The following is a 23,725-nucleotide window of genomic DNA, read 5'->3' as shown; positions in this document are numbered from 1 at the left end:
ATGAGTTTTGCACTCAAATAATTCAAATACCTTTTTTATGAAAAAAAAATTTTCACTACTCATCATTTTGTTTGCTTTTTATACTGTCCAAGCTCAAAGTGAAAGTGAAACCACTCCAAATTCTTATCAGAAAAAAAATGAAATTAAACTGAATCTTATCTCTCCGCTATCAGGTGCTGCGGAAGTAGGTTTTGAACGGTACCTCAACAAAAAATCATCACTGGGAATCTCTGCATTTTTCGTCTATGACAATACAAAAGAGAAAGACATGAATTACTTCATCTCCCCCTATTACAGATATTATTTGGGAAAAAAATATGCTTCCGGTTTCTTTGTCGAAGGATTTGGAATGTTCACCTCCATTGATGGAAAAAAAATATACGCAGCAGATAATATTACATTCACTGAAAATAAAGATGTTTATGATCTTGCACTGGGTGCAGGTCTTGGCTGGAAGCTGGTTACCAGAAAAGGATTTGTTTTTGAAGCCAATGCAGCTTATGGAAAACTGATGTTCAATGCCAATAAAACAGACCATGACCAGGTTATAAAACTTGGATTGAGTATTGGCTATCGATTTTAATATCCAATATATTTAAAAAGGATAGCAGAAATTTTGTATGCAGTGGATACATTGCAAGAATGAAGAATACATAAAATCCTGACGAAAGTTGGGATTTGTAGATTATAGAACTGTTCATTCAAGCAATTTATCTCACTGATAATCAAAACACAAAAAAATAAATTATTCTCATTGCTTTCAAAAATAAATCCTATAAGAAATAGGAATTATTATCTTGAAAGCATTTACTTATTTCGTTCACAAAAAATAAATTTATACTCTATTCTTATATTTTTCCCATAAACATTTTGCATATTCACTGAAATATTTATATTTGCCCAGTCAAAAAAACTAATAAATTTATTTAACCATGAAAAGATTCAGAACAAATCTGCGTACGGTTTCTGTGTTACTTACACTTAACGTATTTTTAGCTTCATGCTCAAACAGCATTGATGATGCTTTAGGGAATTCACCCGAAAACTCCAAAACTGAAAAGAACCTTAACGGTATTTCTTCAAAAATGGCCCAAGAATATTCCGGGGAAGAATTATTTGAAGGAATATTCTTTGCGTATGGGGATTTTGCCAAAAACATTGAATCTCACAAAGAGATCGTTGAAAAAGTAAATGCTGCACCTGCTGATCAAAAAGATTTATTTAACAAGAGATTCAGCAATTTCGTTAAAAGTGTAAAAACGAAGGATGCCGATTATTTTGAAAACTTCAAAAAAGAGATATTGAGTGGTGATAACTCAAATATCCAAAATGCGATTAAAAATGGATCTATCCATATTTATGAAAATGTAGCTATTATCTTACCTGAGTTTCAGCCTATAATGGATAAGCTTGAGCAAGATGAGGAATTACAGAATATGGTAGCAGAAGGCGGAGAAATCAGTCAGGAAGATCTTAAAAATTTAAATGTTAAATATCAGAAGTTTTTAGCGCAAAACTATGATGTTGAAGCAATTCCTTGCTCGTGGGCTGTAGCATGTTTTTACTATGCAGCTTTAGCAATTCATAATACAGTTGCAGTTACAGCTAATCTTGCTGTTGCGGGAGCTGTTGCGATTTACTTAGGGGTTACTTGGTGGGGACCTAAACTAACAAGTCCTAGAAAAGGAAAATCAATAAGCGTTATGAATGAGGATTATTTAAAATTTGAATTATTTGTTCAAGAAATTGCTGATGCTTCACAAAATTAAAAACCTGTTTTTAAACCTTAGATACACTGCCTTAGCAGTGTGTCTGGGTTTATTTGCAATAATTTCATTTATTATTGTTCTTATTTCAAGTATTCCTTTTAACCCTATTCAGTATAAATTTAACTATGTAAGCCAAGTTTACACCTATGCTCCTCAAGGTTGGGCATTTTTTACCCGGGAGGCAAAAGAAGATCAGGTTTATATTTATAAAATTGAAAATAATAAACTTGAGAAAATTAGCCAGAAACATGCGAACCTAAGCAACTTTATAGGGTTATCCCGTAAAGTATCAAAAATGACAATGGAAGTGGAAATCATTGCCACTATGCTGGACAAAAAGAAATTCCCTAAAACAACTTGGAATTATGATGAAAATCTTTACGGTAAAATTCCAGATCAGTTTATTACCATTAAGAATCTCATCAAATCACCTATTTTGTGTGGAGATTATTTAATTGTTTACCATAGTATCGTTCCATGGGCATGGAGTAACTCAGCGTATAAAACAAGAATGCCCGCCAAAGTTATTAAAGTAAGAATAACATGTCAAAATTAAACACTATTGAAAATAAACTGAGAGCATTTGCTTTCACCCATGCACCTTATACCAATGTTGTGGGCTTATCAAGAAGCCTGATCGCGCTGGGAACACTATTAACTCTTTTAATTAATCCGGTTGATACCATTTTTGTACGTAAAGTCTCTGGCAGCTTTATGATACCCACCTTGCAAAATGAGTTTGCCAGTAAAATCAACTTTTTTTATTTGCTTGGCAATCAGGATCTGGTCTTCATGAAATGGGGTGCAATTATTATTTTAGCCCTCGTTATCAGTGGTTATTTCCAAAAGATAACCTGCATATTACATTGGTGGATTTCTTTTAGCTTTTTGCATACTGCAGCAGTAATTGACGGAGGTGATCAGATTGCTACCATTCTGACTTTGCTTCTCATTCCTATTTGTATATTGGATAATAGGAAAAATCACTGGGACGCTAAAAAAGAAGAGCATCGTGCAGCAAATCTTATTTCGATTTGCTTTCTGTATATGATCCGTCTGCAGGTGGCCATCATCTACTTCCATGCCTCTGTAGGAAAATTTGCACATCCCGAATGGGCTAATGGAACTGCTATTTATTATTGGCTTCATCATTCCAATTTTGGGATGCCTGATACTTTTAATTTTTTAAATCCATTTTTAGGAAACTCTTTATTTATTACATGTTTAACCTATGGTGTACTGATTTTAGAATTGTTACTTTTTTTAGCGTTATTTGCTAGCAGAAAGTACAGATTATCTATTCTGGTAGTGGCTTTAGTATTCCATTTCTTTATCATTATTTTCCATGGAATATTTTCGTTCTTCTTCTCGATTAGTGCAGCATTAATTCTGTATTTGTATCCAACAAACGAAAATTTCAGATTAAAATGGTTTCAAAAAAAATAAAATTATTATTCTACATTCCGTGCTTTATGGTTTTACTTTATACAGCCTATGTGCTCTATAAGTATGATCGTATCCCCGAAATAATACCCATTCATGGATATGGTGATCATGTGGACGGATATGGAGATAAAATTTATTTATTTTTAACGATTGGATTGAATGTTCTGTTATTATTACTCATTTGGGTTTTGATTAAGATTCCGCAAAAGCTCAATCTGCCCATTGAGATTAATGATGATAACAGAGAATCTGTTTTCCAGAATATACAGATATCTTTAGTTGTGCTCGCTGTTATTATCACGGTAATATTTTGTGTCTTATTTAAAGATACCGTATTTTAATTTTTTAGGAATGAAAAAGTATCTCAATTTATGTCTTCTTACCTTCTCTATTTTTACTTATTCACAAAGTAGAAAGGAAATCGGAAGTAATTTCATACAAGCCTTATTTATTGAAGGAAATGCTGAAAAAACGCATCATTTTTTTGATGAATCTGTTGCCCAGCAAAGTCCAATTGACATTTTAAAATCTCTGCCGGGACAACTGGAAGGACAGTTTGGCAAATTTAAAAATGTTATTGAAGTCAATAATGAACAAGATACTTATTACTATTATTCTGAATTTGAAAAATCAAAACCTGATATTCAAATCACTTTTACTGATCATAATAAGATTATAGGTTTTTATGTATTGCCACATAAAGATTTTATTAAGGAAGATGATAAAACAACTTTAAAAATAAAGAGTGACGGATTAGAACTAAAGGGTACATTATTGCAGCCGACTGAAGACAATAAGAAAAAACTTGTCATTTTTGTTCATGGTTCCGGAGCGAATGACCGAAATGAGACGGTAGGGGAAAACAGTCCTTTTAAAGATATTGCGGAATACCTGTTAAAAAATGGAATTTCGTCATACCGATATGATAAAAGAAACTATTCTTATCCTGCAAGCTTTGATGATCAGTCAACCGTTGAACAGGAAACAATCAACGATGCAGTCAATATTTCCACCTATTTTAAGAAGAATAATGATTTTAAAGGATACCAGATCATTATTTTAGGCCATAGCCTGGGAGCTTATCTGATGCCCAAAATAGCTTCTAAAGCAGAAGTTTCCAAATATATTTTCTTATCCGGAAATGCAAGACCTCTGCAAGATTTATTATTAGACCAGTTCGAATACCTTCATAAAATTGATGCTTCAGCGGTGTCAGATGAAAACATTCAGAATCTGAAGAAAGGGATTTCGGTGTTGAATTCCAGTACATTTAATGCAAATACCCCTAAAGAAGAATTACCAATGGGAATTCCGGCTGCTTACTGGAAATACCTGCAGAATTACCACCCTTTAGAAGAAGTAAAGCACATTAAAGTGCCTATGTTTTTTGCTCAGGGCGACAGAGATTATCAGGTAACTGAAAAAGATTTTATGCTCTGGAAGACTGCATTAAAAAATAATACCTCTGCAGAATTTAAGTTGTACCCGGGATTAAGTCATTTATACATTAAAGGTTCCGGCATCGCTTCTCCAAAAGACTATACCGTAAAAGGGAAAGTGGATGAGGTGTTTTTAACGGATTTGAAAAATTTTATTCTAAAATAACAAGCATGTCGGACAAACTGAAACAGCGACAAAAAATTTGAAAGTAAGTAAAACTAATAACTATTTACCATGAAAAAAAGTACCATTCTCTTTTCTGCAATTTTAGCAGTAATTGTGGGATCTTCATTTACCCATGCTAACTCTAGTAAAGGTCAAAATCTAGATTTAAATGCTATCAAAAAAGGACATATCGTTGATGTTAAAGATTTACGAGGCCATAAGCAAATTGTAAATGTTGTCATAGACGGATCTATTGTAACCAATCAGGTTAATACAACAGATGTTATCGTTACCCAAAATTATGCGGTAGTAGGCACTTCACCAGGTACTGGGACCGGTACAGGAAAAAACACGAAACTCGCTAAACTGATCAATGATTATAAATAACCTTTAAAATTTAATAAACATGAAAAAAAGTACATTCCTATTTTCAGCAGCTTTAGTCGTAATCGTTGCCTCTTCATTTTCACAGGTAAACTCCAGCAGAGTTGAGGATTTAAACAATACAACAGGAAACAAGAACCATTCAATTTCAATAAAAGATCTAAGGGGTTACAAAAACAATATAATAACCGGTACATCCGCTACAGCTATGCCTGGAACATTAGATAATCTAGTTACGACAGATTTAAGTACAGGATATTTTCTATCAGGCCCTGGGACAGGAACAGGAACTGGTTTAGGAACTGGAAAAAACACGAAACTTGAAAACTTAATTAATCATTACAAATAATTTTTAAAACTTAATAAACATGAAAAAAAGTACATTCCTATTTTCAGCAGCTTTAGTCGTAATCGTTGCCTCTTCATTTTCACAGGTAAACTCCAGCAGAGTTGAGGATCTAAACAATACAACAGGAAACAAGAACCATTCAATTTCTATACAGAATTTAAATGGCTACAAAAACAATATCGTTATTGGTTCATCTGCTACAGCTTTTCCTGGAACATTAGATAATCAGGTTACAGCAGATTCAAGTACAGGAATTATTCTATCAGGCCCTGGGACCGGAACTGGAACAGGTTTAGGGACTGGAAAAAATACAAAACTTGAAAATTTAATTAATAACTATAAATAGTAGTTAGCCTGAAGCTTTTGAACCCTATGCTGTTCATCAGTTATCAATAAGGTTTTTTTTACTATTCTCGAATAATAGTTTATTAATTTCCAATAAACTGTTGTTCGGGAATATTCTATATACAATTATGAAGAAACAAGAATTTCCTTTTAGAAAAAAGATTTATTTAACAATTACCTTTACCATAATTTCAATCATCCTGTTATCGTCTGTAAAAACAACAGTAGACAGTGTCTGCAATTATTATCAGTATGACAAGAATACTCCTTTAAACAATTTTCTAACCTCTGTTTATAATATTAAGCCTTTAAGAGTTTTTAATTCTTACACGGGTTTTGAGACCGGCTATGGTTTTTTTGGGACGAATGTATCCAGTGATTTTGTGATCATTTACGACCTGCTGGATAAACAGGGAAACAAGGTTGACAGCAAGAAATTTAAATTGAATACCAAAGAAGCCAGCGTTCGTTTTACTTCTTTAAACAGGTTATTTCTTGATAAACTGACGGGAGACAAAAATGAAATGTTTAATAAATATATTGACATCGTACTGAAAGAAATGTCAAAGCATATTTATAATCAATATAATGGTAAGTATGGGGTTCATCTCAAGGTATATCTTTACAACTACCCAACATTACAGGACTATGTAAAAGGCAAGAATAAGACAGAATTATTTTTAACTAATGAAATGACCTATACTAAATAATGGACAGAATTTATACTTTTTTCTTTACCCAGCAAAATAACAATTTCTGGCTTACCTTTTTCAGAATTGCGGTATCTTTACTCATCATCATTCATTTTGTATCCATATTACCTGATTTCAAAAATCTATATTCAGTAAATGAAGGGGTAATCGGGTATAATGTAACGGATATTTTTGTTCCGGATTACTTAATAAATTTACCCAAAATCATTATTTTTTTTGATACAATGGGGATTGCCCCTGATACGACAATTCTATCATTTAAAATACTTTTTCTGGCTGCTTTAGGTACGTTGTTATTAGGCTACAAACAAAACCTATCAGCACTTGTTGTTCTTCTTTTACAAATTGCTCTCGTAAAGAGTAACTCTTATTATGCTTATGGCGTGGATTTTTTCACCAGCATGTCTCTTTTTTATCTAGCCATCATTCCTCGTGATTTGTCATCAATAGCATTATCTCCTTTTAAACGATTATTTCAAATTCATGTATCAATCGTATACTTTTTTGCAGGTTTTGATAAGATCATTGGCACCAACTGGTGGAATGGAGAAAACATATGGAAGGCCATTAATTTACCTTTCGCTACTAATACATATGACATTACATTTCTAGGACATTTTCCTATCTTATTAACTGTTTTTGGACTGTTAACCGTTATTTTAGAGCTGACTTATCCTTTTTTTGTATGGCAGCCAAAAATTTCAAAATACTGGATATATTTAACGATTTTGATGCATGTGGGAATAGCATTTATATTAAATCTGTATTTTTTCAGTTCCATAATGATCATTTGGAATCTGACTTTACTGTTTTCTTTTAACAATGAAAAACCTACTCAGTCTTAATCTTACTGATTAAAAAAATCCGTTTCAGTGGTGAAACGGATTTTTTATGGTAAAGATGATGTATTGGAATATTTTCAAAACCCATCGAAGGATTAGCCTTCTTTTTTACCTATATTTGGATTTAAATGGAAAATTAGGAGGTCAGCCAATGGAAACTAGAAATCATTCATCAGAAATCCTGAACACAGACTGAAATATGAGAATTGCAATATTCGGTGCTCACCAAGTTGGTAAAACCACATTAGCAGAAGAACTTCTGGAAAACCTTCCCGGATATACATTGGAAACAGAACCTTATTATCAAATGGAATCTTCAGGTTTTGAATTTTCAGAAGAACCTAATGCAGAAGACTTCGTTGAGCAGTTTAATTATTCCGTACAACTTATTTCCCAAAGCGGTAACGATGTACTATTTGACAGATGTTTCATTGATATCTTAGCTTATCTTCATATTCTTGATCCGCACCGAAATATTAAGCCTCTTTTTGAAAAAGCCCAGGCCATGATTTCCGAAATTGATCTTTTTGTATTTGTTCCTATTGAAGAACCGGATCTGATCCATGAGCATGAGATAGACTTTCCCAAACTTAGAAATCAGGTTAATGATGTACTCCACGATTGGATTGATGATTTTGGAATAGAAGCAGTCAAAGTAAGTGGCATATTATCGAAACGGAGAGATCAGGTGCTTGCTAAAATTTCATGATAAATTATGACCTATCAAAAAAATCAGAGCAGAAATAATCTACTCTGATCGGGTATTGATTGCAATTATTTAAATTGTTTTCAGAACAGATTATGAATTATCTGAAAAGAGCATATCTTTTTCAGTTACTGTTTTTGCAGCCTTATCATTCACATATACAGGGATACCGCCTACCCACGTTTCCAATACCGGAATATCTCTCATTTTCATATATTGTAACGATGGGGTATTTAATGAAAGAGGATCCTGATCCAGGATAACAAAGTCTGCAAAGTATCCTTCCTCTAACGACCCTACCCATTTATCCGCATAACACTGCCAGGCAGCATCATAAGTAACCGCAATCAAAGCCTGCTCTGGGGTAAGACGCTCAGCGCTGTTTAACACTTCAATCTCCGTTGGATTTTTTTCCATGATTCTGGTAATCGACTGTTCCATCATTCTTAAAGGACCTAACGGGCTTACCTCATTATCGCTATGAAGGGTAATTCTCATACCAGCGGCAAGCGTTGATCCGCAAAGGTCAAGCATCTGCGCTTTCTCACCAAAGATCACTTCCTTAAAAGCATATCCCCAATAGCCTACATGCCCGATAAGGAAACTTGGAGAAACTCCCATCTGAAGCATATTGGTAATTTGATCGGCTGTCAGCAGCGAACAGTGTTCTATACGGTTACGAAGCTCACGGCCTTTATATTGAGCAAGACTACGCTGATAAGCATTGATAGCAAATGTTACGGCCTGATCTCCATTGGCGTGAACCATTAGCGGCCAGCCTTTTACAGCCACCACCGTATTGATTAATGTATTATAGCTTGGCGGAATTGTATGGGCAGGAATACCTGTCTGCGGAAAATTAAATACCCCTGTATTATTAGCGGGATCACACAGGTACGGAGCGCTCTGATAACCGGTGAGTCCTTGGTTGGAACCATCTGAAACCACTTTAATATGTCCGTAGTATACAGGTTTATAGTGTTCCGGTTCTTGATAAGGGTCAAGATTATCTACATCTGCCTGATTGGAACAAAGATATGCCCCACCTGTTCTTACCCATTCAGGGTGAGTCTCAAAATATTTGGTTAAAAGTACTTCTGAACCCTTATTCAGACCCGCATCATACATAAAAGTAACTCCTCTTGAATTGGCTGTATTGAAAAGATTGGTAAGATACCTGTTAATCTCTATGCTCATCGCAATGATCTGCAGTTTTACCGTTTTCAATGCAGGAGTCATCTGTAAACCTTCCTGCAATTGGCCTTTGGTTTCACTGATATACTTGTCAACAGTTTTATACTCGTCACTGATATCAGAATTATGTTTAAACACATACTCCAGTGCTTTGGTATTCAGATAAAGAGTATGCATAGAAGCACTTAACAGCATCATTGGGGTATCATGATTAATCGTATCGAGTATTACATTATCAATCGTTATTAGCTCTTTTTTACCATTTTTATCTTCAAAAGGCATTAACGAAGGATCTAATCCTCTTCCTAAAATAACAGCTCCGGGAATTTTAGGAATGTGATTGTTGATGATTGTTCCCACAGATGCCAAATCGTATACAGCTTTTAAATTCTGTCCTTCAAAAGGGCTCAGATCCAGCCAGCCATGCATCATTGCCGTAGGAACCATATGAACATGGGGTTCTATCAGACCTGGAAGTAAAGTTTGGGTACCGATCAGTTCTCTTCTTTGAAATTCCTGATACTTCTCTTTCATATATGCTTCTACCTGATCTTTTGTACCGGTTACCACAACTTTTCCATCCGCAATCCCAACAGAAGGAACGGTGTCTGTAGATCCTCCAATCATAGGACGGATGGTTCCTCCGCTGATCATCAGAGTTTGTGGTTTTTCGTGGGTTGCTTTTCCGGAACCCGGATTTATTTTTGTCATATTTTCTGCACTGAAGATTTCTTCTTTAAGAACATCTAGAACAGGATTGTGGCAAGAGCAATGCGTGCAGCCATGCGTGTGTGAGTGTGATTTTTCCATAAGAATAATTGGGTTTAAAAGTGTGTGTAAGTTTAATTCTGTTTGTATCGATTTTTAATTATACTTTATCGTGATGTACATAGAAATATAAGCCCTTCATTGGATGAGGCTTATGATATGATTGAAATAAACAAGGATTGTTTTTAGAATATTATACTCAAGTACATACTGGGATGTGAATAAATTTCATTTGTTTTCATGTTTTAGTTTATTTCATAAAAATAATAAAAATATCCGTTCAAAACTTATTTTATCACGTAATATTGATTAATTATTCATATCTAAATTTTTAATTTACAGTAGGTTGCCACTTAATTCACAATTCCATTCTGAATCCTTGAAATGGTTCACCATGCATGGTATCTCGAAATTTTCACTCTTGAAATAGGATCAATCCTACTTCTTTCTGGTGAAATAACCCATTAAATATCAATTACCGAAGTCTTTAAATGACTACATTAGCAAAGAATTAAAATGCGCTGAGATTTCTTATGAAAAATATATTCCGTGTATTGCTTATTTCAATGGTACAGCCTGTACTGGCACAAACCAAATTAGAAAAGGCAATTACCAATCTTGAGGATAATTACGAGCAGGAGAAAGTATATGTACTTACCGACAAATCCCAATATGCTGCCGGTGACAAAATATGGTTTAAAAGTTTTGTATTTGACGGATATAACCGTTCTCCATTATCTACTACCCTATTTGTTGAGCTGTACAATGCTGATAAAAAATTAATAGACTGGAAAACCATCCTGTTGACTAATGGGGAAGGCAGTGGAGATTTTCAGCTGAAAGAGGATCTTCCCGAACAGGTTTATTTTGTAAGAGCTTATACTCCTTACATGACTAATTTTAATGAAGATTTCCAAATTGTAAAAACCATTCCGGTTTATAATCCAGGCTCTGCAGAATCATTAGTTATTGCAAAAAATTCCGATTGGTCTGCAAAAGCATTTCCCGAAGGCGGAACTTTCATTAGTGGTATGCCTACAAAATTTGCAGTGAGGCTGTCATCCAATTCATCACTGCCGGAAAACTGGTCCGGAAAAATAATAGATTCTCAAAATCCCAATACTCCAATCACCACATTTAAATCTTTTGATAAAAATGTAGCCTCTTTTAAAATAACTCCGGCTTCAGGAAAAAAATACCAGGCCATTATTCAGGACAATACGGGGAAAAGTCAAACCATAGATCTGCCACAGGTTGCAGACAGCGGTCTTAATATTGAAGTTTCCAGTACAAAAGAAGGGATAAAATATGCTCTTAAAGGTGTTAATCTGAAACAACAGCTTCAGGGTTATAAAATTGTCGGAATGATCAATAACCACCTTGCCTATAGAGCGAATATCAATCAATTAACCAGTGAAGCATCAAGTCTTATTCCTACAAAAATAAGTAACGGAGCAAACGGTATTTTACAGTTGGTTATTTTTGATGAACAGGATAACGTTGTAGCAAAAAGGCTTTGCTTTATCAAGCCCGGCAATTTAAAGATTGAGAAAGCAGAAATAATAGGCCAGAGCTTAAAAACAACGCCAAGGGCTTTCAACAGCATTGACCTTTCTCCCGAGTCTTATTTTAAAAATTATACGGTTCTGGTAAGCGAAGATGATGGCACCCAAACTCCGGAAGAAGAAAATATTCTGAGCGGACTTTGGTTGACAGGAGATTTCACCACAAGAATAGACAACCCTGCACAATATTTCTCCAGGAATGCTAACAGTGAGGCTCTTGATGCCCTGCTTATTTCTGAAAACTGGAAAAGATTCGACTGGAATTCTGCACTCAGCGGATCAGCACCCTCTATTAAGACCAAATCTGAGCAATATCTTTCCTACAGGGTAAAACCTATTAAAAACAATACAATGCTGGTGAACACCACTGTCAATTTAATATTGAGATTGGGTAAAAATACGCCTAGCTTTAATCAGTTTAAAACAGATCAAAACGGATATATTTATTTAAATAATCTCAATAATGATGAACCTTTAGACGTATCATTTTTTGTAAATTCAGAAAACAAAGAATCAGGAAAGGATGATTTGTTTGTCACCATAGAGCCGTTAGTTACGCCCACACCATTTAAAGGTAACTTCCCTGCTACCAAATACACATTGGTAAAGACCGATAAAAACAAGACGGTTTCTCCAAAAATCTCCAGAGCCATCAACACCCAAAAAAATATTAAAAAGAAAGAAAGTGCTGAAATACAGATTCAGGAAGTTGCTTTGGTAGGAAAAAAGAAAGATCCCACAGAAGAACTGGATAAACAACTGTCCAGTGGAATGTTCAGTTCTGTCAATACCACCATATTTGACTTTGTGAACGAAAACCAGCATACCGGAGGATCAATGAATGTATTAGACTGGCTGCAAGGAAGAGCTACAGCCGGATTAACCTTTCAAAGAAACAGTTCAGGGATCAATGTTCCCTCTATCCGCGGCCAGCAGGCTAAACTGTATTTGGATGAAATATCTACAGATGCCACCATGATTGCCAACCTTCCTATCAGCAATATAGCGATGGTAAAAATCATTAAAGGATCAGGACTGGTAGGTGATGCCATAGCCGTCTATACCATGAAAGGGAATATGAAATCCAAAAGCAATGAAAAAGAAGCCCCGAAGAACAATGCATCAATCATCAAAGGATATGATAAACCTTCAGAATTCCCTATTGAAATGATCGATGATAATGCTCCGGAAAAAATTGAAAGTGATACCCGCGAAACCCTTTACTGGAACCCGAATTTATTTGACAGCGATTACGTCCCTCCAAGAATTAAATTCTTCAACAACGACAGCGCTAAACAATATAAAGTACTGATCATAAGCTTTGATGAAGACGACAACATTCTTTATGACCAGCAGATTTTGAAATAATAAAAAGCCTTTCAGGAAAACTGAAAGGCTTTTTAGTTTTGAAGAGGGAAGCTGGAAGAAGGAAGTGATGATGGTTATAAAGAATAGATATTTGTCTGTTTTTATAAATGAACGAATTTTATGCTGCAAACATTAATCATTATAAAAAAATCATCTTTTCCTTTCTGGAAGGTAGTTACAATATAAACCCATCCTTGTCAAGGTTTAAAACCTTGACAAGGATATCAAACGAAGTTCTTTTGTATAAGACTTACACTTTAAAGACAAAAACAGTACGCTGCCTTTTTACTTTACTCCTACGTAGCGGTTCCAGAATATTCTTTTGCGGTTCCAGACCCATCCGGAGCAATATAAAACCCTTCCCTTGGGGGTTCACCAACCAGAAATTAGGGATCACAGACCTATAGGCAGAACATAAAGACCTTAAAGGAGCATTTCAGAACCCCAAAATAGTGTTCCAAAACCTCAACTGAAATATCAGTAACCTTAAAGAATGATATCAGGAAACTTTTTGTATTGTAAACAGCAGAAATTTTTCAAAAAAACATCATCTTTTAAAAGAAACTCTCAAATATTCCGTTTAATTCTTAAATTTGGCTTATGCGAAAGAATCTTTATTTCATCATTATATTATGTACGCTTACCAGTTGCTATACTTATCAGGTAAAAAAGCCAGTGGATCCGGCTGCCGGCAATAAGCAGGACTCTAAAAAGAATACAGCGATTGCCAATAATACCGCTCCTCAAATGAACACTACCGCTGCACCTCAAAGTCTGAACATCCAGCAGGCACCTGCTCCGGTTAATATTCAGGAGAAATTAGCTGCGGGTAAAAATGTTAAAATTGAAGTGGATAACAAGAGTTATAAAGTTATCGTTGACCGATGGGAAGGCGACAGTCTGGTAGCACATCCCGTTCGTAATGCTAAAAAAAGTCTGAAATTCCATAAGAACCAGATCAATAGCGAGAGAATTGCAGAAAAACGTTTTTCGCAGCCTATCGCTGATATCCTTACTGTTACGGCTTATGCTGCCATTGGGGTTGGAATCTATCTTCTTGTCAAATAGTTTTTTAAACTTCACTATTCTTCAAAGTCTCTCTATTTCAGACCAGAAAAAGTTTGAACACAGACAGATAAAAGAAGATCTTGATATAGTACCTAACAAAATAGACTGTCTCAAAAGACAGTCTATTTTTATGAGTTATTTTTTGTTGGTTTATGGCCAGATTACCCCGGATTGCTTAGGGCTTGTCCATGGTTTTCCTGCCGGGCTTGTTCCCGGATGGGCAGCAAGACATTCACTTACCCATGTAGCGCCCACAGCGTGAGATTTCACTTTTTTCACAGAGCAATAGGTAGTTCCGAAGTTATCTTTATATAGCTGGTAGTTAGGATAAGCACCTTTCGCTACTAACTCTTCATTATCCAGAAGTTCAACATCATCACCCACTTCAGCCGGATAATCCACAATAGCACCTAAAACCCATGCTATGGAATCTCTATTGTTACCCGCAACCAGACTTGGCGGAGGACTGAGTGTGATCTTAATTGTAGATTTTGATTGATCCACAGAGAAGGAAGAAGAATAGGTAGATTCTTTAACACTCGCCAAAGGAATTCCTAAGAAAGAAAGCGTAGCAGAAGTAGACTGTTCAAAAGTTTTCTGAATACTCTTATAATCTTCACCCGTTACAGTGATCTCTACCGTAGGATAATTGGAAATCGCCACCCCGTTCAGTAAACCGAAAGGTCCTTCGGCATTGAATTTCATACCCGGATCCGGAGAAAATTTATATCCTGAGATATGTTTTTCTTCCTCTTTGTCTCTGCTGTTGATCTGCGCTTTACGGATCGGATCAAACCATGCCCAGTACATATTACTGGCTATATTAAAATCTGTTGGTCCAAAGTTAACAAGAGTAACTCCTGTAAACATCATTGATATTTTGATAGAGTTTTTACTTATCGCAATATCTTCACTGAAATAATTGGCATTGCCACCAATTCCCAACGTAAAGAAATCAAAGATAGGAATAGAAAAACCCGTTTTTCCCTCTACGGAAACCCGGAACTTGCTTTCAGATTCACGGCTGACTTCCATATCAATCTGAGCGGTCTGAGCGGTATTTTTAAGACCATTTAAAATATCGCTAAGCGGTGTTGTCACCTGAAAAGCTGGTAAAATACTGTCGTCATTCAGCAGCAGTCCGCCATTTTCTTTTTTAGGATTCTGTACATTCTTTAATGCTTTGGATAAGTAGCCGTTGTTCATCGTCACATTGTTCTGCAGAGATATCGTAGCACCCAGCGCATCCAGATAATTAGCTAGCACAGGAATAATCGGTTTTCCGCTTGCCGGAGTCTTGTTCAGCAGAGCATCAAGGTTATCACTTTTCTGAATCTGATACAAAGTAGTAGCAGGATTCGCCCATTCTGTAGCAATTTTATCCATAATGATATCAATAGGCTGCATGGTGTCGGTAGCAGGAGGAAGCGTATTATAAGCAGCTACCCACGCATTAAGCAAAGCCATTTGCTGATCTGTAGCTCTTGTATGGGCATCATTCAGTACAGCGGTATCTTCTACGGATAAAGAATAGTTAACTTTTGAGAAAGCATCAATAAAGTAATTGGTAAATACCTGATCCAGCTGCACCGGCTCCGTATTGGCTCTAAGGTTGGAAGAGATCCAGTCGTAAGTTTTCTTATTAAACTTCAGATTAGACGGATCCTGCCAGTAATAAGGGAAATTTCCTTTGCCATTGATAGTGATTGCAGACAGGTCTGTACTTAAAACACTGGAAAGAATATCATTGGCTCTGTCTTTCAGTTCTGTAATAATTTGTGATGCTTCTACAAAGGGAGCAACATTTTCTGGATTTTTCATGATAATAATATTTGGTATGGTTCCTACTCTTTTGTTGGCTTTTCGGATACTGCCGTTGTTCAGGGTTTGGAAGCTTCTTTTGAACATACCAAAGTAACGATGAAAAAAGACCGGATTTTAGGGTATAAATCTCTGATTTTGAAGCCAAGTATTTGTACTGTAGCGCATAGGCATTTTTACGTATAAAAAATAACCTTCTTAAAAATCTTCGCTTTTTCTCTTAAGCATACTCACGCGTTGAAATAAAAAACATATTTAAAATCAACAGGCCTTTCAGATTTGAAAGGCCTGTTGTAAAATGAAGATCGCTAAGAATACAGATTGTTTTGAAAAATAATGTATCATCCAAAAAACCGCTGGCTCATTGTTTCCAATACAGTTTCTATTCCCTCTTTTCTAAGCCATTCATATTCTGTTGTTGCCAGATCACCAGCGATATAATGAAGCTGCTGCTTGTGGTCTGTTGCTGCTTCATACACGATATTGGCAATGGTTTCAGGAGTATCCCGTTTCGCAGTGGAATCTGCTCTCATGGATTTAATATATTGATTGAAAACATTCTGGTAATCCGGATGGGAAACCATTTGGGCATTGCTTCCAAAATGAGTTTGCATATAAGCAGGAACCACTGTTTTGATACTGATCCCCCACTCTTTCAATTCATAACTCATGCCTTCTGACCATTTTTCAAGCGCTGATTTTGTTGCAGCATATACGGAAACAAAAGGATATGGAATGTTGGCTGTGGATGAGGTTACCGTAATTATTGTTCCCTTTTTTCTGGCTCTTAAATAAGGAAGAAATGATTTTGTAACCAGTATCGTTCCTAAAAAATTAGTATTGATCTGTTGGCTCAATTCTTCGTCTGTAGTTCCTTCAAAAGGTCCCATAAGTCCATAGGCGGCGTTATTCAGTACTATATCTACAGGGCTTATCTTTTCTGCTTCTGAAGCAATTCCGGAAATCTGTTTCGGATCGCTGATGTCTAATTTCAGGAGATGGATATTGGGAAACTCTGTAAGCTCAGTTTCTTTTTCCAGATACCGCATAGCAGCAATTACCGTCCAGTTTTTTGATGCAAACAGCTTTGCAACCGCCTTTCCTAATCCTGATGATGTACCTGTAATGAAAATGGTTGGGTTCATTTTTTATTTTTTAAAATTGATATCACAAATGTGCAACGATAAAAAAAGAACCTGTTTACCATTTGGTAAAAAGCAGTTTACCGGATATTTTTTCTGATTCTGCTGAGTGACTGCTGGGTAATTCCAAGATAAGAAGCAATATATGACAAAGGAATACGGTTAACCAGTGTGGGATATTTTTCCATGAATTCCAGATAGCGGGTGGTAGCATCCTGAGCAACTAACGGGCTTACTCTTTCTAATTTCTGAGCGAGTGCTTTATTCGTGATTTTCTGAATGATATTTTCCCAGTCAATAATCGTATCTGAAATATCTTTCCAGTCCTGATTAGAAAACACAAGCAGCTGGCAACGGGTTGCAGCCTGTATATATTCTGTGGAAGGTACATTTTTCAGATTAAAAAGCAGATGGTTCTCTTCCAGAAAAATCTTGGTGATTTCCTCTCCTTTGTTGTTGTAATAACAGATACGAAGAATTCCGTCGAGAATAAAACCTACCTGTCTCAGGACTTTTCCCGCTTCTGCAAAATACTCATCTTTACTCAGCTCAATTTCTTGAGCTTTGCTTATGATAAGGTCTATTTGTTGCTGGTTTAAATGACCAAACTGCAGGATATATTCTATAAACTCTTTCATTATGACAAAGTTAGCAATAGTTATTTTGAACGCTTTACCATTTGGTAAAAATTGCTTTTGAACGGGAATGAAAAAAACAATGAACGGCTTATTCTTTAAAATCCGTGGATGAGGAAAGTTCTTTCCATTGTTTTATCTGTTCTGATAATTCTGAAATTTTATTTTCTGCCCTCTGGGCTGCATCAGTTCCTAAAAATAATAATGCAGGCGGATGAGAATCATCTATAAGCTTCATAAAAACATCGGCTATTTTTTCCGGGTTTCCTAATTGATTTCCGTTTAGTTCATTCATTTTCTGGTGAGCCGTTCGCAGGAAGTCATAATCATCGATTCGGTTTTCGCCAAAAGCGATAGAATCCGGTTGAGCAAAACTGGTACGAAACCATCCCGGCAGAACTGCCGTCACATGAATTCCCAGCGGCTTCAGATCGTGAGTGAGCGCTTCAGATAATCCCGTTACAGCAAATTTTGCAGCAGAATACATACTCCATCCCAATCCCGGAGCAAACCCTGCAATGGATGAGATATTAATAATATGTCCGGAACGCTGATTCCTTAAATAAGGCAATGCTTGTCTGATCACTTTCACTACTGCAAAGAAATTAATCTGAAAGTTTTCTTCAATTTCATCAGCATTGAGTTCTTCTATGGCTCCGCCTAATCCATAACCAGCATTATTGACCACAACATCCAGTCTTCCAAAATGCTTTACCGTTTTCTCCATGGATTGTGCTATAGACTGCTCATCTTTTAAATCCACTTCCAATGGAAGAAAATTTTCAGACTCTGTATTTAATCTTTCAAAGGCTGCAACGGTTCTTGAAGTAGCCGCTACTTTATGCCCTTCTACCAATAGCTTTTTTACTAAGGAAAGCCCCATTCCTTTAGATGCTCCTGTGATATACCAGATTTTTGTATGACTCATTTGATTTGATTTTTATACAAAATTATTGCATCTGACACAGAACGTTTTGTCATATAGAAACCAATATTTGTCAAATTCAAACCCTTCTTATGCTTGTTGGGCTGCTGTCCGTCTGCTTCTTAAAAAAGTTATTAAAATGAGCCTGGTCTTCGAAACCAAGTACATAGCTTATTTCCGAAATATTCCAGTCTGTGTATTTTAAAAGAACTTTGGCTTCAGAAACAAGCCGTTCAAAGATATGTTCAGAAGTAGTTTTCCCCGTTTGTTTTTTTATAGCCCGGTTGAGGGAATTGACATGAATGTTCATCCGGTCAGCAAAAGCTTTTGGAGAACGCAATTCAAAACGCTGAGCAGCTGATTCAATAGGAAACTGGCGGTCCAGCAATTCCATAAATACAGCCGTAATTCTTGAAGCAGCATTGGCATGTTCAGAAATACGATGAATGGGTTGCAATTTCATCCCATAATAGAGTAATTCACTGACATAATTTTTAATCAGCTCATATTTATAGACAAAATCTGAATCAATCTCTCTGATTATTTTTTCAAATAGTGTTTTTATTTCTGATGCTTCCTCATCTTTCAGGCTGAAAACGGGATGTGTACCTGAAATAAATAAAGGCAATTCGAATAAATTTAAACGAAAGTTTCCTTTAAAGAACTCCTCTTTGAAAACACAGAAACAGCCTTTAGTCTCCGGTGCTAAAGTTTCATATGTATAAGGTACATGAGGAGTAAAGAAAAGCAAAGTATTCCCGCTTACTGTAATGCTCCGGTCTCCATAATGAAAGGTATTCTCACCCTGAAACAGCATGATTTTATAAAAGTCTCTTCGGATAAAGGTGGGTGAGGAAGTTCCGGTACTTATTCTATCTTCAATTCTAAAGATATTAAACTGTCCGTCATTCTGTGGAAAATCTCCGGATACTGCCCCATATTTATGTCTGTAAAACTCATCAAGCGATTCGGTAGTTTTGGCCATAACCTTTATTTTTTGCTGTTCAAATTTATACCTCCAAATGCATATCAATAAAACACTGCAGAGCTTTGGATTGTGGTCCGTCTTTTCTGAAAACAAGAATCGTATTCATCGTTCCCAGCTGCTTGTTCAGTCCATACGTCTTAATCCCTCTTCCTGCATAGTATTGAGTAACCACTTCCTCAGGCAATATGCTGACTCCCAGGCCTGCTTCTACAAAGTTAATGACTCCTTCAATAGAATTCAGAACCGTACTTTTATAATTAAGAATTCCTTTATGACTCAGCCAGGATTCTAATCGTTCCCTGAAAATACAGCCTTCATCAAATACCACTATTTTCAGGGGTTCATTGGCGATGAGTGTCTGCAGATTCGGGCCTTTTGAGGAAGCCAGAATCACAAGCTGTTCTTCCTTAATACAGATTTTCTCCAGTCCTTTGGCATTCACAGGGGCAGAAACAAAGGCTGCATCAAGCCTGTACTCCAAAACATCAGACAGTACCGAATCTCTGGTATCTGACTTAAATTCCAGCTCAATACCAGGGTATTTTTCATCAAAAGTATTGAGGATTTCCGGAACTTTTAATGCCATTGTTGTTTCTATACAACCAATTTTCAGACAACCCCGGATGTTGTCACCGCTCAGAATATTGTTTTTTGCTTCTTCCACCAAATGCTGAATCTGTTTAGAATACTGCATCAGGATCATGCCTTCAGATGTAAGCTCTACTTTTCTTGAGGTACGTGAAAAAAGCTTGGTATTAAACTCATCTTCAAGACTTTTTATTCTTGCTGTAACATTGGACTGGACGGTAAACATGACAGAGGCTGCTTTTGTAAAACTTCCCGTTTCTGCTACGGCTTCAAATATTTTTAAATCGTGTATATTCATTTCAATTAATCATTATTAGTGATTTAAATAATTACAATTAATCGTTTTTAATAATCAAATATCCGTATTAATTTTGAACTATCAAAAAAAATAAATGAAAATAATTTCAAGACCATTCATTGCAGGTTTATCTGTTGCCTTATTCACAGGTACGATGACCATGGCACAGTCCAATCAAAAATTACATTCAAACAATCACATTATGGAAAACTATCCTATTCATTATCGCAACATCAAAGTAAATGATCTTAACCTGTTTTACAGAGAGGCCGGCCCAGCCGATGCTCCCACGATCCTTCTTCTCCACGGATATCCTACCTCATCTCATATGTTCAGAAATCTGATCCCGATCTTGAGCAAAAAATACCATGTAATTGCGCCGGATCTTCCGGGATTCGGTTATTCTGATGCTCCGGATCATAACAGGTTCTCTTATACATTCGACAATCTTGCTGGTACGGTACAGGCCTTTGTAGACAAGCTGGAAATGAAACGTTTTGCTGTTTATATCTTTGATTACGGAGCTCCGGTAGGGTTACGTCTGGCGATGAATAATCCTGAGAAAATCACGGGAATCGTTTCACAAAACGGAAATGCGTATGAAGAAGGTTTAAGCGATCAATGGAATCCGATCCAGAAATACTGGAAAGATCCTTCACAGGCCAACCGTCTTGCCTTAAGAAACTTTGTGTCTGAAGAAGTTACCCTGTTTCAGTATCAGCATGGTGTTTCTGATCCTTCATTAATTGCCCCGGAAGCGTATACCCTCGATCAGAAATTCCTTGACAGACCAGGCAATATAGAGATACAGCTGGATTTGGTAAAAGATTACAGAACCAATGTGGCTTTATATCCCAAATTTCATGAATATTTCAGAAAATATCATCCAAAATTATTATTGGTGTGGGGAAACAAAGATCCTTATTTTCTTCCTGCCGGAGCTGAAGCCTATAAAAAAGATGTACCGGATGCGAAATTAAAGTTTTATGATACGGGACATTTTGCCCTGGAAACAAATGCCGCAGAAATAGGTGCTGAAATCTTTGAATTTATGGGAACATTACCCCGATAAAATCTATAATCAGAAAATTATTTTCCTTAAAAAAAGAATAAGAGAAATATCTCACTATGAAAACAATTCTCATTACAAACTATGGCGGACCGGAAGTTCTGCAGCTTACGGAAATGCCCGATCCTGTTATAAAAGATCCGTCTCAGGTACTGGTAAAAGTAAGAGCAACCTCTATTAACCCGCTGGATTATCAGATCAGAAGAGGTGATTATGCATCACTTTTCGATCTGCCTATGATAACAGGGCATGATATTGCCGGTGATATTATAGCGGTAGGTGAATCCGTTAAAAAATGGAAACCTGGTGATAAGGTGTATTATTCCCCCCGTTTTGGAAGTTCGGGGAGCTATGCCGAGTATCATCTTACCGATGAGTCTTCATTATCCAGAATGCCGGATACCATCAGCTATGAGGAAGCTGCTTCTATTCCCCTTATTGGAGGGACAGTTTGGGAAATGCTTGTGGTAAGGGCTCAATTGAAAAAGGGCGACCGCATTCTTATCCTTGGTGGTGCCGGAGGTGTAGGAACATTGGCCATACAGGTTGCTAAATCATTGGGTGCTTTTGTTTATACCACCGGGCAAAGTATTTTACATGAAAAACTAAAAAATCTTGGAGCTGATGTTGTAATTGATCATCATAAGGAAAATTATATTGAGGAAATCAAAACACATACGAATGGAAAGGGTGTTAATGTAATCATCGACACTGTGGGAGGAACTACCCTTTCAGACAGTCCGCTTGCATTAGCAGATTACGGTTCTGTAGTAACACTCGTTGATATTCCACAGCCTCAAAACCTCATCAATGCCTGGGAAAAGAATGCGACGTATCATTTTGTTTTTACCCGACAAAGCAGGGATGAACTTCACCATATCACTGAATTAATTGAAACCGGACATGTAAAACCTGTTATAGACAGCATATATTCACTTGAAGATGTCCAAAAAGCTCATCAAAGAATTGAGGATTCGAAAAGAGACAGACCTTTATTAGGAAAAATTGTATTGACCGTGTAATTATTTATAATAAGGTCATAAAATTTGAAAGCATCATTGAATTCAATAATGCTTTCAAATTTTTATATTCTCTGAAAGGAGATTCATCTTTATAAAAAATGATAAAGGAAAATGACATCACCTATATAAGCGGGCTTTGTACGATCTTTAATTAGCAGTTGAGCTTCTACGATTACTTTAACAGTTCCCCTAAGGTCAATCACAGATTTTACCGTAGCTTTCAGCTTCACAGCACTATTTACCAGCACAGCTTCTCCGAATTTAAGATTTTCTATTCCGTAGTTGATCTCCATTTTTACATTTCTTACATCTGCAATCTGTTTCCAGAGATAAGGGATCAATGATAAAGTTAAATAACCATGAGCAATTGTTGACTTAAATGGCCCTTCTCTTTCCGCTTTTTCCTGATCAGTATGAATCCACTGGTTATCTAATGTAGCATTCGCAAATCTATCGATCTGATCCTGATCTATCAAATGCCAGGCAGAATATCCCAATACCTGCCCTTCAAGAGACTTATATTCATTAAAATTATTAATAATAATCATATCTTTTTCTGAACCTTTTGAGGGATTACAATATGTATAGCTCAATGATTATCACCGTAGCCGAGTGTATATCAACTCTGCATATTTATTTTCCAGGCATCCGGCCTTAGTCTGTCAATATTCAGACCAATTGCTTCCTTATTTTTTTTAAATCTCTAAAAACCTCTTACGTAAAAGTAAGAGGCTAATGAACATAATGAAAATAAAAAGTAATTTACATTACATCAATGTTCTTTCAAACAATATATCCAGATATACTAAGTTCCATGAAATTTTGAACTTATAAAAATATGAGACCTGATATGGCAAAAATATTTTTCTAATATACCTGCAATTAAGATTTTAAATTAAGCTAACTTTACGTTAACAGCATTTAAACCTTTATCACTTTTTTGTATATCAAAAGCTACTTTATCATTCTCGCGGATTACTCTTGTGTTTAATCCTGAAGAATGTACAAATATGTCTTTACTTCCGTCTGCCGGAGTAATAAAACCGAAGCCTTTTGCTTCATTAAAAAATTTTACGGTGCCTTCTTGCATTGTAATTGTTATTAAAAATTGTGTA

The 23,725-nt window shown here is 36.1% G+C and carries 25 protein-coding genes; 16 read left to right on the top strand and 9 right to left on the bottom strand.

The window, feature by feature from the left end; all coding sequences use genetic code 11:
• Positions 1-37: 37 nt before the first annotated feature.
• The 12 genes from ACWPWS_RS01220 to ACWPWS_RS01165 all read left to right on the top strand — a co-directional run bounded on the left by ACWPWS_RS01220 (position 38) and on the right by ACWPWS_RS01165 (position 8,162).
• Positions 38-583 (top strand): DUF3575 domain-containing protein, encoded by a 546-nt coding sequence (locus ACWPWS_RS01220; protein WP_454045220.1) that lies wholly within the window; start codon positions 38-40, stop codon positions 581-583.
• 349 nt (positions 584-932) lie between these two features.
• Entirely contained in the window at positions 933-1,769 is an 837-nt protein-coding gene (locus tag ACWPWS_RS01215; RefSeq protein WP_454045219.1) for a hypothetical protein, read from the top strand.
• On the top strand, positions 1,753-2,325 hold the full coding sequence (locus tag ACWPWS_RS01210) for an SdpA family antimicrobial peptide system protein (RefSeq protein ID WP_209783825.1): 573 nt from the start codon (positions 1,753-1,755) through the stop codon (positions 2,323-2,325). The genes ACWPWS_RS01215 and ACWPWS_RS01210 overlap by 17 nt, the downstream gene beginning before the upstream one ends.
• Positions 2,313-3,215, top strand: coding sequence for a sporulation-delaying protein SdpB family protein (locus ACWPWS_RS01205; protein ID WP_454045218.1), 903 nt, complete (start codon positions 2,313-2,315; stop codon positions 3,213-3,215). Before ACWPWS_RS01210 ends, ACWPWS_RS01205 begins: the two co-directional genes overlap by 13 nt.
• A gap of 26 nt (positions 3,216-3,241) precedes the next feature.
• Positions 3,242-3,556 carry a DUF1648 domain-containing protein gene (locus ACWPWS_RS01200; protein WP_454045217.1) on the top strand — a complete coding sequence of 105 codons (315 nt, stop codon included), beginning with the start codon at positions 3,242-3,244 and terminating at the stop codon, positions 3,554-3,556.
• Between the two features lie 10 nt (positions 3,557-3,566).
• Positions 3,567-4,820 (top strand): alpha/beta fold hydrolase, encoded by a 1,254-nt coding sequence (locus ACWPWS_RS01195; RefSeq protein ID WP_454045216.1) that lies wholly within the window; start codon positions 3,567-3,569, stop codon positions 4,818-4,820.
• Positions 4,821-4,889: 69 nt separating this feature from the next.
• The gene (locus ACWPWS_RS01190) at positions 4,890-5,207 is read left to right on the top strand and encodes a hypothetical protein (RefSeq protein ID WP_309512391.1); all 318 of its coding nucleotides are present in this window, start codon (positions 4,890-4,892) and stop codon (positions 5,205-5,207) included.
• Between the two features lie 19 nt (positions 5,208-5,226).
• A complete protein-coding gene (locus ACWPWS_RS01185) occupies positions 5,227-5,553 on the top strand; it encodes a hypothetical protein (protein WP_454045215.1) in 327 nt (108 codons plus the stop codon).
• 19 nt (positions 5,554-5,572) lie between these two features.
• Positions 5,573-5,899 (top strand): hypothetical protein, encoded by a 327-nt coding sequence (locus ACWPWS_RS01180; RefSeq protein ID WP_309512393.1) that lies wholly within the window; start codon positions 5,573-5,575, stop codon positions 5,897-5,899.
• Between the two features lie 127 nt (positions 5,900-6,026).
• A complete protein-coding gene (locus ACWPWS_RS01175; protein ID WP_209783818.1) occupies positions 6,027-6,608 on the top strand; it encodes a hypothetical protein in 582 nt (193 codons plus the stop codon).
• Entirely contained in the window at positions 6,608-7,456 is an 849-nt protein-coding gene (locus ACWPWS_RS01170; RefSeq protein WP_209783817.1) for a hypothetical protein, read from the top strand. The genes ACWPWS_RS01175 and ACWPWS_RS01170 overlap by 1 nt, the downstream gene beginning before the upstream one ends.
• Positions 7,457-7,652: 196 nt before the next feature.
• Positions 7,653-8,162 carry an AAA family ATPase gene (locus ACWPWS_RS01165; RefSeq protein ID WP_454045214.1) on the top strand — a complete coding sequence of 170 codons (510 nt, stop codon included), beginning with the start codon at positions 7,653-7,655 and terminating at the stop codon, positions 8,160-8,162.
• Between the two features lie 90 nt (positions 8,163-8,252).
• Here the strand turns inward: ACWPWS_RS01165 and ACWPWS_RS01160 are convergent, their stop codons facing one another.
• Complete coding sequence (locus ACWPWS_RS01160; protein WP_454045213.1) at positions 8,253-10,163, bottom strand: amidohydrolase; 1,911 nt, start codon at positions 10,161-10,163, stop codon at positions 8,253-8,255.
• 491 nt (positions 10,164-10,654) lie between these two features.
• On the opposite strand from ACWPWS_RS01160, the gene ACWPWS_RS01155 reads away from it, so the two are divergent.
• Both ACWPWS_RS01155 and ACWPWS_RS01150 read left to right on the top strand, forming a co-directional pair.
• Complete coding sequence (locus tag ACWPWS_RS01155; RefSeq protein WP_454045212.1) at positions 10,655-13,054, top strand: hypothetical protein; 2,400 nt, start codon at positions 10,655-10,657, stop codon at positions 13,052-13,054.
• Between the two features lie 600 nt (positions 13,055-13,654).
• Positions 13,655-14,122, top strand: coding sequence for a hypothetical protein (locus tag ACWPWS_RS01150; protein ID WP_209783810.1), 468 nt, complete (start codon positions 13,655-13,657; stop codon positions 14,120-14,122).
• A 150-nt stretch (positions 14,123-14,272) separates the two neighbouring features.
• Here ACWPWS_RS01150 and ACWPWS_RS01145 read toward each other — a convergent pair whose 3' ends face one another.
• The 6 genes from ACWPWS_RS01145 to ACWPWS_RS01120 form a co-directional block, all read right to left on the bottom strand.
• On the bottom strand, positions 14,273-15,943 hold the full coding sequence (locus tag ACWPWS_RS01145; RefSeq protein ID WP_454045211.1) for a lamin tail domain-containing protein: 1,671 nt from the start codon (positions 15,941-15,943) through the stop codon (positions 14,273-14,275).
• Positions 15,944-16,284: 341 nt separating this feature from the next.
• Positions 16,285-17,088, bottom strand: coding sequence for an SDR family oxidoreductase (locus tag ACWPWS_RS01140; RefSeq protein ID WP_454045210.1), 804 nt, complete (start codon positions 17,086-17,088; stop codon positions 16,285-16,287).
• A 77-nt stretch (positions 17,089-17,165) separates the two neighbouring features.
• Positions 17,166-17,723 (bottom strand): Crp/Fnr family transcriptional regulator, encoded by a 558-nt coding sequence (locus tag ACWPWS_RS01135; protein WP_454045209.1) that lies wholly within the window; start codon positions 17,721-17,723, stop codon positions 17,166-17,168.
• A gap of 88 nt (positions 17,724-17,811) precedes the next feature.
• Positions 17,812-18,648 (bottom strand): SDR family NAD(P)-dependent oxidoreductase, encoded by an 837-nt coding sequence (locus ACWPWS_RS01130; RefSeq protein ID WP_454045208.1) that lies wholly within the window; start codon positions 18,646-18,648, stop codon positions 17,812-17,814.
• 76 nt (positions 18,649-18,724) lie between these two features.
• Positions 18,725-19,630 carry a helix-turn-helix domain-containing protein gene (locus tag ACWPWS_RS01125; RefSeq protein ID WP_454045207.1) on the bottom strand — a complete coding sequence of 302 codons (906 nt, stop codon included), beginning with the start codon at positions 19,628-19,630 and terminating at the stop codon, positions 18,725-18,727.
• 25 nt (positions 19,631-19,655) lie between these two features.
• A complete protein-coding gene (locus ACWPWS_RS01120) occupies positions 19,656-20,519 on the bottom strand; it encodes a LysR family transcriptional regulator (RefSeq protein WP_454045206.1) in 864 nt (287 codons plus the stop codon).
• Between the two features lie 94 nt (positions 20,520-20,613).
• Here ACWPWS_RS01120 and ACWPWS_RS01115 point away from each other — a divergent pair, with 94 nt between their 5' ends.
• Both ACWPWS_RS01115 and ACWPWS_RS01110 read left to right on the top strand, forming a co-directional pair.
• On the top strand, positions 20,614-21,591 hold the full coding sequence (locus tag ACWPWS_RS01115; protein WP_454045205.1) for an alpha/beta fold hydrolase: 978 nt from the start codon (positions 20,614-20,616) through the stop codon (positions 21,589-21,591).
• 56 nt (positions 21,592-21,647) lie between these two features.
• The gene (locus ACWPWS_RS01110; RefSeq protein WP_454045204.1) at positions 21,648-22,610 is read left to right on the top strand and encodes a zinc-binding dehydrogenase; all 963 of its coding nucleotides are present in this window, start codon (positions 21,648-21,650) and stop codon (positions 22,608-22,610) included.
• Positions 22,611-22,699: 89 nt separating this feature from the next.
• On the opposite strand, the gene ACWPWS_RS01105 is transcribed toward ACWPWS_RS01110, so the two are convergent.
• Together ACWPWS_RS01105 and ACWPWS_RS01100 are read right to left on the bottom strand one after the other, a co-directional pair.
• Positions 22,700-23,158, bottom strand: a complete 459-nt coding sequence (locus ACWPWS_RS01105) for a MaoC family dehydratase (RefSeq protein WP_209783803.1) — start codon at positions 23,156-23,158, stop codon at positions 22,700-22,702.
• 347 nt (positions 23,159-23,505) lie between these two features.
• A complete protein-coding gene (locus ACWPWS_RS01100; protein ID WP_454045203.1) occupies positions 23,506-23,700 on the bottom strand; it encodes a cold-shock protein in 195 nt (64 codons plus the stop codon).
• Positions 23,701-23,725 lie beyond the last annotated feature (25 nt).

The sequence above is a fragment of the Chryseobacterium sp. Marseille-Q8038 genome (genome assembly GCF_965111995.1).
This window is presented reverse-complemented; position numbering and strand designations above follow the sequence as displayed.

Coding starts and splice junctions, on each gene's coding strand:
- ACWPWS_RS01220 (WP_454045220.1), top strand. CDS start 38: ATGAAAAAAAAATTTTCACTACTCATCATTTTGTTTGCTTTTTATACT.
- ACWPWS_RS01215 (WP_454045219.1), top strand. CDS start 933: ATGAAAAGATTCAGAACAAATCTGCGTACGGTTTCTGTGTTACTTACA.
- ACWPWS_RS01210 (WP_209783825.1), top strand. CDS start 1,753: ATGCTTCACAAAATTAAAAACCTGTTTTTAAACCTTAGATACACTGCC.
- ACWPWS_RS01205 (WP_454045218.1), top strand. CDS start 2,313: ATGTCAAAATTAAACACTATTGAAAATAAACTGAGAGCATTTGCTTTC.
- ACWPWS_RS01200 (WP_454045217.1), top strand. CDS start 3,242: ATGGTTTTACTTTATACAGCCTATGTGCTCTATAAGTATGATCGTATC.
- ACWPWS_RS01195 (WP_454045216.1), top strand. CDS start 3,567: ATGAAAAAGTATCTCAATTTATGTCTTCTTACCTTCTCTATTTTTACT.
- ACWPWS_RS01190 (WP_309512391.1), top strand. CDS start 4,890: ATGAAAAAAAGTACCATTCTCTTTTCTGCAATTTTAGCAGTAATTGTG.
- ACWPWS_RS01185 (WP_454045215.1), top strand. CDS start 5,227: ATGAAAAAAAGTACATTCCTATTTTCAGCAGCTTTAGTCGTAATCGTT.
- ACWPWS_RS01180 (WP_309512393.1), top strand. CDS start 5,573: ATGAAAAAAAGTACATTCCTATTTTCAGCAGCTTTAGTCGTAATCGTT.
- ACWPWS_RS01175 (WP_209783818.1), top strand. CDS start 6,027: ATGAAGAAACAAGAATTTCCTTTTAGAAAAAAGATTTATTTAACAATT.
- ACWPWS_RS01170 (WP_209783817.1), top strand. CDS start 6,608: ATGGACAGAATTTATACTTTTTTCTTTACCCAGCAAAATAACAATTTC.
- ACWPWS_RS01165 (WP_454045214.1), top strand. CDS start 7,653: ATGAGAATTGCAATATTCGGTGCTCACCAAGTTGGTAAAACCACATTA.
- ACWPWS_RS01160 (WP_454045213.1), bottom strand. CDS start 10,163: ATGGAAAAATCACACTCACACACGCATGGCTGCACGCATTGCTCTTGC.
- ACWPWS_RS01155 (WP_454045212.1), top strand. CDS start 10,655: ATGAAAAATATATTCCGTGTATTGCTTATTTCAATGGTACAGCCTGTA.
- ACWPWS_RS01150 (WP_209783810.1), top strand. CDS start 13,655: ATGCGAAAGAATCTTTATTTCATCATTATATTATGTACGCTTACCAGT.
- ACWPWS_RS01145 (WP_454045211.1), bottom strand. CDS start 15,943: ATGAAAAATCCAGAAAATGTTGCTCCCTTTGTAGAAGCATCACAAATT.
- ACWPWS_RS01140 (WP_454045210.1), bottom strand. CDS start 17,088: ATGAACCCAACCATTTTCATTACAGGTACATCATCAGGATTAGGAAAG.
- ACWPWS_RS01135 (WP_454045209.1), bottom strand. CDS start 17,723: ATGAAAGAGTTTATAGAATATATCCTGCAGTTTGGTCATTTAAACCAG.
- ACWPWS_RS01130 (WP_454045208.1), bottom strand. CDS start 18,648: ATGAGTCATACAAAAATCTGGTATATCACAGGAGCATCTAAAGGAATG.
- ACWPWS_RS01125 (WP_454045207.1), bottom strand. CDS start 19,630: ATGGCCAAAACTACCGAATCGCTTGATGAGTTTTACAGACATAAATAT.
- ACWPWS_RS01120 (WP_454045206.1), bottom strand. CDS start 20,519: ATGAATATACACGATTTAAAAATATTTGAAGCCGTAGCAGAAACGGGA.
- ACWPWS_RS01115 (WP_454045205.1), top strand. CDS start 20,614: ATGAAAATAATTTCAAGACCATTCATTGCAGGTTTATCTGTTGCCTTA.
- ACWPWS_RS01110 (WP_454045204.1), top strand. CDS start 21,648: ATGAAAACAATTCTCATTACAAACTATGGCGGACCGGAAGTTCTGCAG.
- ACWPWS_RS01105 (WP_209783803.1), bottom strand. CDS start 23,158: ATGATTATTATTAATAATTTTAATGAATATAAGTCTCTTGAAGGGCAG.
- ACWPWS_RS01100 (WP_454045203.1), bottom strand. CDS start 23,700: ATGCAAGAAGGCACCGTAAAATTTTTTAATGAAGCAAAAGGCTTCGGT.